This is a genomic window from Polaromonas sp. P3_C2 (assembly GCF_056402675.1).
Map to the genome: position 1 here is coordinate 1 of NZ_JBFUGX010000124.1, position 8,260 is coordinate 8,260.

10 protein-coding genes are annotated in these 8,260 nt (G+C 61.6%); 3 read left to right on the forward strand and 7 right to left on the reverse strand.

Features of this window, described 5'->3' with window-relative positions; all coding sequences use genetic code 11:
- From AC1DWI_RS07450 to AC1DWI_RS07465, 4 genes are all read right to left on the reverse strand, one after another.
- Window positions 1–248 (reverse strand): ATP-binding cassette domain-containing protein (locus AC1DWI_RS07450; protein ID WP_477724610.1); only part of this gene is annotated, 248 nt, incomplete at its 3' end.
- Window positions 248–1,402, reverse strand: coding sequence for an ABC transporter permease (locus AC1DWI_RS07455; RefSeq protein WP_477671655.1), 1,155 nt, complete (start codon window positions 1,400–1,402; stop codon window positions 248–250). The genes AC1DWI_RS07455 and AC1DWI_RS07450, both read right to left, overlap by 1 nt.
- On the reverse strand, window positions 1,368–2,402 hold the full coding sequence (locus AC1DWI_RS07460; RefSeq protein ID WP_477649404.1) for a microcin C ABC transporter permease YejB: 1,035 nt from the start codon (window positions 2,400–2,402) through the stop codon (window positions 1,368–1,370). Before AC1DWI_RS07460 ends, AC1DWI_RS07455 begins: the two co-directional genes overlap by 35 nt.
- A gap of 119 nt (window positions 2,403–2,521) precedes the next feature.
- On the reverse strand, window positions 2,522–4,321 hold the full coding sequence (locus AC1DWI_RS07465) for an extracellular solute-binding protein (protein ID WP_477671656.1): 1,800 nt from the start codon (window positions 4,319–4,321) through the stop codon (window positions 2,522–2,524).
- A 107-nt stretch (window positions 4,322–4,428) separates the two neighbouring features.
- Between AC1DWI_RS07465 and fabI the strand changes: the two genes are divergently transcribed.
- Together fabI and AC1DWI_RS07475 are read left to right on the forward strand one after the other, a co-directional pair.
- Window positions 4,429–5,238, forward strand: a complete 810-nt coding sequence (gene fabI, locus AC1DWI_RS07470; protein WP_477671657.1) for an enoyl-ACP reductase FabI — start codon at window positions 4,429–4,431, stop codon at window positions 5,236–5,238.
- A 126-nt stretch (window positions 5,239–5,364) separates the two neighbouring features.
- Complete coding sequence (locus AC1DWI_RS07475; RefSeq protein WP_477671658.1) at window positions 5,365–5,601, forward strand: hypothetical protein; 237 nt, start codon at window positions 5,365–5,367, stop codon at window positions 5,599–5,601.
- Here the strand turns inward: AC1DWI_RS07475 and AC1DWI_RS07480 are convergent.
- Both AC1DWI_RS07480 and AC1DWI_RS07485 read right to left on the reverse strand, forming a co-directional pair.
- Complete coding sequence (locus tag AC1DWI_RS07480; protein WP_477671659.1) at window positions 5,583–6,323, reverse strand: GNAT family N-acetyltransferase; 741 nt, start codon at window positions 6,321–6,323, stop codon at window positions 5,583–5,585. The two genes, AC1DWI_RS07475 and AC1DWI_RS07480, sit on opposite strands and share 19 nt — an antisense overlap.
- A 166-nt stretch (window positions 6,324–6,489) precedes the next feature.
- Window positions 6,490–6,837, reverse strand: coding sequence for a GFA family protein (locus AC1DWI_RS07485; protein ID WP_477671714.1), 348 nt, complete (start codon window positions 6,835–6,837; stop codon window positions 6,490–6,492).
- 162 nt (window positions 6,838–6,999) lie between these two features.
- On the opposite strand from AC1DWI_RS07485, the gene AC1DWI_RS07490 reads away from it, so the two are divergent.
- Window positions 7,000–7,929 carry a DNA ligase gene (locus AC1DWI_RS07490; protein WP_477671660.1) on the forward strand — a complete coding sequence of 310 codons (930 nt, stop codon included), beginning with the start codon at window positions 7,000–7,002 and terminating at the stop codon, window positions 7,927–7,929.
- A 148-nt stretch (window positions 7,930–8,077) separates the two neighbouring features.
- Here AC1DWI_RS07490 and AC1DWI_RS07495 read toward each other — a convergent pair.
- Window positions 8,078–8,260, reverse strand: a 183-nt coding sequence (locus tag AC1DWI_RS07495) for a hypothetical protein (RefSeq protein WP_477724611.1), incomplete at its 5' end; no start/stop codon positions are given.

An 8,260-nucleotide genomic window follows, 5' to 3' on the forward strand; every position in this document is an offset into this window, starting at 1 on the left:
GCCCTGGGCGGCGCACCGCTGGCGGCCCGGTCTGCCGCATCGATGCCGGTAAAAACAGCCTTGCCACCGACCACGGCGTTTTGCGCCAGCCGTAGCAGGCTCAGCGCCGTCACGGTCTTGCCCGAACCCGATTCGCCCACCAGCGCAAGCTTTTCGCCGGGTGCGATGGAAAAATCGATGCCGTAGACGACGGATTTTCCTGCGAACGAGATCTGCAGGTTTTTGACATCAAGGAGCGGCGGCGTCATCAGTCGGCCTTCCTGGGATCCAGGGCATCGCGCAAGGCGTCGCCCATGAAGGTGAGGAGCAGCAGCGTAATCACCAGCACCGCGAAGGTAGACAGCGATATCCACCACGCATCGATGCTGTTCTTGCCTTGCGACAGCAACTCACCGAGCGAAGGCGTGCCCGGCGGTACGCCCAGACCCAGGAAATCAAGCGAAGTCAGCGCCAAAATCGCGCCACTCATGCGAAACGGCAAAAAAGTCACCACAGGCGTCAGGCTGTTGGGCAGGATGTGCCGCCAGATGATGTGCAAGTTACCCACGCCCAGCGCGCGCGCGGCACGCACGTAGTCCATCTGCCGGTTGCGCAGGAATTCGGCGCGCACATAGTCTGACAACCCCATCCATCCGAACAGGCTGAGCAGGATCAGCAACAACGCAACGCTAGGCGCAAAAACGGCGCTGAAGATGATCAGCAGATAGAGCTCCGGTACGGAGCCCCAGATTTCGATGAAACGCTGGAACAGCAAATCGGTCTTGCCACCGAAATAGCCCTGTAGCGCCCCCGTCAGCATGCCGAGCAGCACACCGGTGACCGTCAGCGCCAGCGCAAACAGTACACTGACCCGAAAGCCGTAAATCAGCTGGGCCAGCAGGTCGCGCCCCCGGTCGTCGGTGCCCAGCAGGTTGGCGCGCGTCGGCTTCGAGGGGTTGGGCTCTTTCGCAAAATAATTGAGGGTGTTGGGCCCGTAGGGATTGAGGGTGTACAACGCGAAATTGCTGCCACGCGCCAGCCGTTCCTGGATATAGGGATCGAGGTAATCGGTGGTCGTGTCGAAGTCACCCCCAAAGGTCTTCTCGCTGTAGTCCTTGACCATGGGAAAGTAATAGCCTCCCTCATAGCGCACCAGCAGCGGCCGGTCGTTGGAGACGAGCTCGGCACAAAGACTGAGCACCACCAACGTACAGAACACCACCAGGCTGTAAAACCCCAGCTTGTTGCGCCGAAAACGCCTCCAGGCGCGCTTGGCGGGAGAGTTCGAAACGTACTTTTCTTGTACAGCGTCGCCGCGGACCGGGCTTTGCCCGTCCGCAGGAGGCGTCCCCTCGGGGGGAAGGCCGCCGGAGGTGGCTTCAGGGGGGTTAATCGAACCGTACACGCGGATCCACCCAGACATAAGACAAATCGGAAATCAGCTTGGTGAACAGGCCGATCAAGGTAAACAGGTAGAGCGTGCCTAGCACCACCGGGTAGTCGCGCCGGATGATGCTTTCATAGCTGAGCAGCCCCATGCCATCCAGCGAGAACAGGGTTTCGATCAGCAGCGCACCGGTGTAGAACGAGCTGATAAAGGCGGCCGGGAAGCCGGTGATGAGGGGAATCAGCGCATTGCGGAACACATGCTTCCACAGCACCTGGCGCTCACCCAGGCCCTTGGCGCGGGCCGTGAGCACGTATTGCTTGCGGATTTCCTCCAGGAAGGAGTTCTTGGTCAGCATGGCCGTGACTGCGAAGCTGCCCAGCACCATGGCCGTGACCGGCAAGGTGATATGCCAGAGGTAATCGGTGATGCGCGCACCCCAGCTCAAAGTCTCCCAATTGGGCGAGGTCAGGCCGCGCAACGGAAACCACTGCAACTGGCCGCCGAAGATCACCAGCAGCGCGACACCCAGCACAAAGCCAGGAATGGCATAGCCGGTCAGCACCAGCAAGGTTGTGACGAAATCGAAACGCGAGCCGGCACGCACCGCCTTGGCGACGCCCAGTGGCACAGCCACCAGGTAGCTGATGAAGAAGGTCCACAAACCCAGGCTGATGGAAACCGGGAGCTTTTCCTTGACCAGTTGCCAGACCTCCTTGTTGTGGAAGAAGCTTCTGCCAAGGTCAAAGCTCAAAAACTGCTTGAGCATCAGGTAAAAGCGCTCGGGCGCCGGCTTGTCGAAACCATAGAGCGCCTTGATCTGCTCGACGCGTTTCGGGTCGACGCCCTGCCCACCCCGGTAGCTCAGGCCGCCACCCTCGGCACCGCCTCCACCGCTGGGGCCGGCCTTGGCCTCGGCCATGTATTGCTCCACCGGCCCGCCCGGCACGAACTGCGTCACCACAAAGGTGATCAGCAACACCCCGAACAAAGTCGGGATCATCAAAAGACAGCGTTTGAGAATGTAGGCAAACATGATCGATCAAACTCCCGCCAAACCCGGTGGGCAGCGCGGAACTGGCTTTGCCGGGCCGCAGCTGCCGCCCCCTGCAAGGGGGGAAGGCGTTACGCGAAGCGAACGTCCGACGGGGGTGTTCATTTTTTCCACCAGGTATCGATGATCCAGGTCTCGCCTGGCGCATAGGGTGGCATCTGGCCCGGCATGGCAAGGCGGCGTGCGTTATAGACCACGCGATGGGTGCCGGCCGTCCATTCCGGCAGCAGGTAGTGGCTGTGCGCCACGATGCGTTCCAATGCACGGCAGGCGGGCAACAACTCGGCCTTGGTTTTGGCGCTGGTCATTTTGGTGATCATGGCATCAATCGCGGGATTGGCGGCTCCGCTGAAGTTACCCGACTCCTCAGTGGCGGCGGCCTTGCTACCGAACATGTCGGCGAACTCCTGACCCGGGTTGTTGGTGCCACCGTAGGCGATGGAGATGATGTCGAACTCGAATTTATCGAGGCGCTGCTGGTAGAGCGCGAAGTCGACCTGCCGGAAGTTGAGCTGGATGCCGAGCTTTTCGAGGGCGCGTATCCAGGGCGAAATCGTGCGCACACCGCCCTCGTTGCTATCCAGGTATTCCAGCACCATAGCCTCGCCTTTGGCGTTGCGCAGCTTGCCGTCCCGAACCTCCCAGCCGGCTTCCTTCAGGAGCACCTGGGCACGGCGCAAATTAGCGCGCAGCGAAGAGTCGCCGTCAGTGCGCGCCGGCACGTACATGGCGCCGAATGCCGCTGCGGGGATGTCCTGGCGCCAGGGTTCCATCAAAGCCAGCTCTTCGGGCTTCGGCAGTCCGGTGGCCTGGCAATCGGTGTTTCCGAACAGGCCGGTCACGCGCTGGTAGGCGTTGTAAAACAACTGGCGGTTCATCCACTCGTAGTCGATCGCCAGTCCCAGAGCTTCCCGCACGCGCGGGTCCTTGAGCTTTTCACGCCGACTATTTAGCACATAGCTCTGGAAACCCGTGGGCAGGCTATGCTTGAATTCCCCCTTGACGAGTTCGCCGCTGTCAAAACGTTTGCCCGTCAGGCGCCGCGCCCAGTCGCCGGCCGAGAAGAAACGCATGATGTCGAACTCACCGGCCTTGAGCGCCTCAAGCTTGGCAGTGTTGTCCTTGTAAATCTTGACGGTGACGGTGTCGAAATTCCCTGTACCGACCCGAACATTGAGTTTCTCACCCCAGTAGGTCTTGTCGCGCACATAACTGATGTCTTTGCCGAAAACCACCAGGCCGATTCGATAGGGCCCGCTGCCAATGGGGATGTCGGTCACGACCTCATTGAAGGGCTTGGCCTTACCGGTGGCGTCCATGCCCCACTTGCGGCTGAACACCGCCATGCCGCCCACTTTCAACGGCAGTTCGCGGTTCGGCTTCCTGAAACGAAAGCGCACCGTCCGCTCGCCCACCACCTCGCAGGCTGCGACGTCTTCGAACACGGTCTTGTAGGACGGCGAGGTATGCGGGCCCATCAGGGTGTCAAAGCTGTATTTGACGTCGGCCGCCAGCACCGGGTCACCGTTGTGAAAGCGCGCTTCCTTGCGCAGGCGGAAGGTGGCCGTGAGCCCGTCAGCCGACACCTCGACGTCTTCGGCCAGCAGCCCGTAGCCTGAGGCGGTTTCGTCCATCGCCCCCGTCAGCAGCGTGTCGAACATGAAGCTCGACAAATAGGCCGGCGCCGAGCCTTTGATTGTGAAAGGGTTGTATTTGTCGAAAGTCGAGTAACGCAGGTTGCTGACCAGGCGCAGGTCCCCGCCCTTGGGTGCTGCGGGGTTGACGTAGTCGAAGTGGGCAAACCCCGCGGGGTACTTGAGGTCTCCCCAGAGTGCATAGCCGTGCGCGGCCCATGACGGTGATGAAAGACCCAGCAGGACCCAAACCAGCAAACTTCGCATGCGACAATTCTGCACTACTTAAGCTGGCAAGATTGCGGCGCGCAGACACTGCGCCCCTGTCCCTTGCCTTCCCTTCCCCCGCGAACTACCTACTCTGGAGCACCTGCATGGCCACCAACACCGGATTCCTCACTGGCAAAAAACTGTTGATCACGGGGGTCCTCTCGAACCGGTCCATCGCCTATGGCATCGCCAAGGCCTGCCATGCCCAGGGCGCCGAGCTGGCGTTCGGCTATGTCGGCGAGCGCTTCAAGGACCGCATCACCGAGTTTGCTGCCGACTTCGACTCGAAACTGATTTTTGACTGCGACGTGGGCGACGACGCGCAGATCGACAAGATGTTTGCCGACCTCTCCAAAACCTGGCCAACGTTTGACGGCTTTGTGCACAGCATCGGCTTTGCGCCGCGCGAGGCGATCGCCGGCGACTTTTTGGACGGCCTGTCACGTGAGGGCTTCAAGATCGCCCACGACATCAGCGCTTACAGCTTTCCGGCGATGGCCAAGGCGGCCCTGCCCTACCTCAACAAAAAATCGGCCCTGCTCACGCTGACCTACCTCGGCGCCGTGCGCACCGTGCCCAACTACAACACCATGGGCCTGGCCAAAGCCAGCCTGGAAGCCTCGGTGCGCTACCTGGCCGAATCGCTGGGCCCCAAGGGCATGCGCGTCAACGGCATCAGCGCCGGCCCGATCAAAACCCTGGCCGCCAGCGGCATCAAGGGCTTCGGCAAGATTTTGAGTGTGGTCGCCGAGGCCTCGCCAATCCGCCGCAATGTGACGATTGAAGACGTCGGCAACGTCGCCGCCTTTTTGCTGAGCGACCTGGCCGCAGGCGTGAGCGCCGAGATCACCTATGTGGATGGCGGCTTCAGCCACGTGGTCGGCGGCATCGCCGAACCGGCAGCCGAAGCCTGAAGGCTTTCGCGCCCGGCTGGCGTGCCGGGCGGCGCGCACATGCGGCAAGTTGCACCCTTGTCTCGCATGGCGCGCTATGAAATAGATAGCGGCTCGCGCATGACCCTATTGGGCAGGAGGCCAAATATGTTCATGAAGAACGGCTTCCAGGTACTGCAAAGCCGTTTTTTTGAGGCAAGACGGGGCGGCAAGACAGCCAAATTCGATCAAATCAGGCCTGAAAATAACAATAAAGCAGGCTCTAGCCTAATAGCCACCATCGCAAGCAGCTATAAAAATCATAGCAACTTGCCGCATCCAGTATCCCGCACACACCCAATTCCGCACCGCGCCTGGATCAAGGTTCAGCCCTGGGTCCAGTAGTCATAACTCCAGACCGTTTCAAAGCCCGCCCGCCGGTAAAGCGCCCGCGCCGGGGCATTGCCTTCTTCCACCTGCAGGAATACACGCTCAATGCCCCGCTGCATGGCCGCTTCGGCCATGGCGGTCAGTACCCGGCCCGCCAATCCCTTGCCGCGATGTGCCGGGTCGGTTCGCATGCCGTGGACACTGGACCATCCGTGGCTGAACGCCGCCGCGCCAGCCGCAATGGCCTTGCCGCCTTCGCGCACGCTGGCAAACACGGAATCACGCCCGCGGCTCAGTGACCTGACACGGCTGGCGCCGTCCACGGGGTCAAAACCCTCGGCCAGGAACAACGCGGCCCAGGCCTCGTCCGGCGCGTGGGCTGTTTCAGCCAGTGCCTGCGCCGACACACCACGCATGGACTTGACCTGCGCCACTTCCACCAGCACCGGCTTGCCTGCCGTGTAACCCCGCGTGCCCAGTTCGCGGCGCAAGGCATCAAAGCAGGCCTCATTGGCCAGCCGGAAGACGGCCCGCTTGCCGCGCGCACGGTACAGCCCTTCAATGCGATCGATCACGCCATCGGCGGGGGGTTGATGCAGCAGGGGCACCGCACTTTTGGCCCGGCTGACGGTCCCGCTGTCAAAGGGCAGCAGCCAGCCCTCGATTTCAAGCTGCTCCTCGGGTGATACAGCTGCCACAGTGGCGCGCTCGATATTTTCAATGTCGCTGGAAGTCATGGTGTCAGTAAAAAAATGTCGAGGCCGACTGGCCCAAGGGAAGTCAGACAGCACTGAGCAATATGAGTAATGGCCGGGAATACCGGCCCCAGGGGTGCGGACGAAGTGGCAGATTATTGCGTCCGCCAGAGTCCGGGAATACAGGATCCGGGGGTTCCGGGAAGAGCTAGGAAGAACGCCCGTCAAAATGCGTCACCTTGATGGTGTCCAGATCGATTCCCTCGAGGCAGCGGACGTTGACAGCTGCAATGCGATTGCCGGCAGGATCCGTCCCTTCGCCATAAGGATGAATGCCACAGGCGGGGCAGAAACGGTGGCTGATCACATGCTTGTTGAACTGATAGGTGCTGGCATTTTCATCGGGTGTCAGCAAACGGAGCTGGTCATGCGGCACAAACCACAGCAGCGACCCTTTGCGCTGGCAGATGGAGCAGTTGCAGGCCAGGGCGCTGTTCGGCTGGCCGTCGACCTCAAACGCGACCTTTCCACAATGGCAACTCCCTCTGGAAGTCATTTTTTCTGTCATAAGTTGATTCCTTTCATGGCCATTGCAGCCTTCATGGTTGACGGGGTTGCGCGGGCAACACAGGCGCCCACAGAACGCTTGCACCGCGCAAATTTGAACTATAAACTGTACATTCATACAGTCATAAGTCAAGAAAAACAGGGAGGGCCCATGCGGCAACACATCACCCGCTCCGGCGAGCGGGCCAACACGGTCTTTTTTCGCCTCAAAACGCTTCACTGGCTGCTGGCACTCGCCGGCTTGCTGGCACCAGCGCTTCCGGTGCTTTCGGCATCCGCAGCTGCGCAAGCGCCGCCGCTGATGCTCGCCAAGGTGTACCAACCCGGCGTCCCCCTTCAGGATTATTGGGTCAGTGAAAAATTCGACGGCGTGCGCGGCTACTGGGACGGAGAACAGCTGCTCACGCGCGGGGGGGAACGCATCGCCGCGCCGGCCTGGTTTACCGCAGGCTGGCCCAAAACACCCCTGGACGGCGAGCTGTGGGCGGGCCGTGGCCAGTTTGCCAGGGCGGTGTCTACCGTGCGCCAGCAAACCCCGGACGACGCTGCCTGGCGGGCCATGCGCTTCATGGTGTTTGATTTGCCCGCGCAAGGCGGCCCGTTCAGCGAGCGGATCCCGGCCCTCAATGGCGTGGTGAGCCGCATCGACCAGCCCTGGGTGCAGGCCGTGGCGCAATCGAAGGTCGCAAGCCACACCGCCTTGCAGGCGTTACTGGCCACCACCGTGAAGCGCGGCGGCGAAGGCCTGATGCTGCACCGCGGCGCGTCTTTCTACAAAGGCGCACGCAACGACGACCTGCTCAAGGTCAAGACCCACGAAGACACCGAAGCCCGCGTGGTGGCGCATGTTCCCGGCAGGGGGAAGTACGCCGGCATGCTGGGCGCGCTGCTGGTGGAAATGCCCGGTGCCGACGGCAAACCAGCGCGGCGCTTCAAGCTGGGCACCGGGCTCAACGATGAGCAGCGCCAGAATCCGCCGCCCGTCGGCAGCACCGTCACCTACCGCTTTCGCGGACTCAATGACGGTGGCCTGCCCCGGTTTGCCAGCTTCATGCGGGTACGGGAAGACCAGCTGCTTTAAAGGTGGGCCCGCCAATMGGCGCACCGCCGGAGACCAACGTGAGTTGGCCTTGCGCCCACCGCACCTGACGGGGGAAATGGCCTGTGGCGCCCACTAGTCATGCACCCCCAGCTACAAAAAATATAGCAACCGCTCCGGGGAGGCGGCTTTATTTTTTCTGGCTCGCCAGCAGGCCGAGGCCCGTGTAGCCCAGGCTGGCGATGACGAAGAACCAGCCCACCCACTTGAGGAAGGATGATCCGCCGGCTTCCTGCGCGAATCCCACCTGGCTCGGGTTACCCGGCATGTAGTAGATGTTCACCGGCCGCCCTGCCTCGAAGTCCTTCAGCAC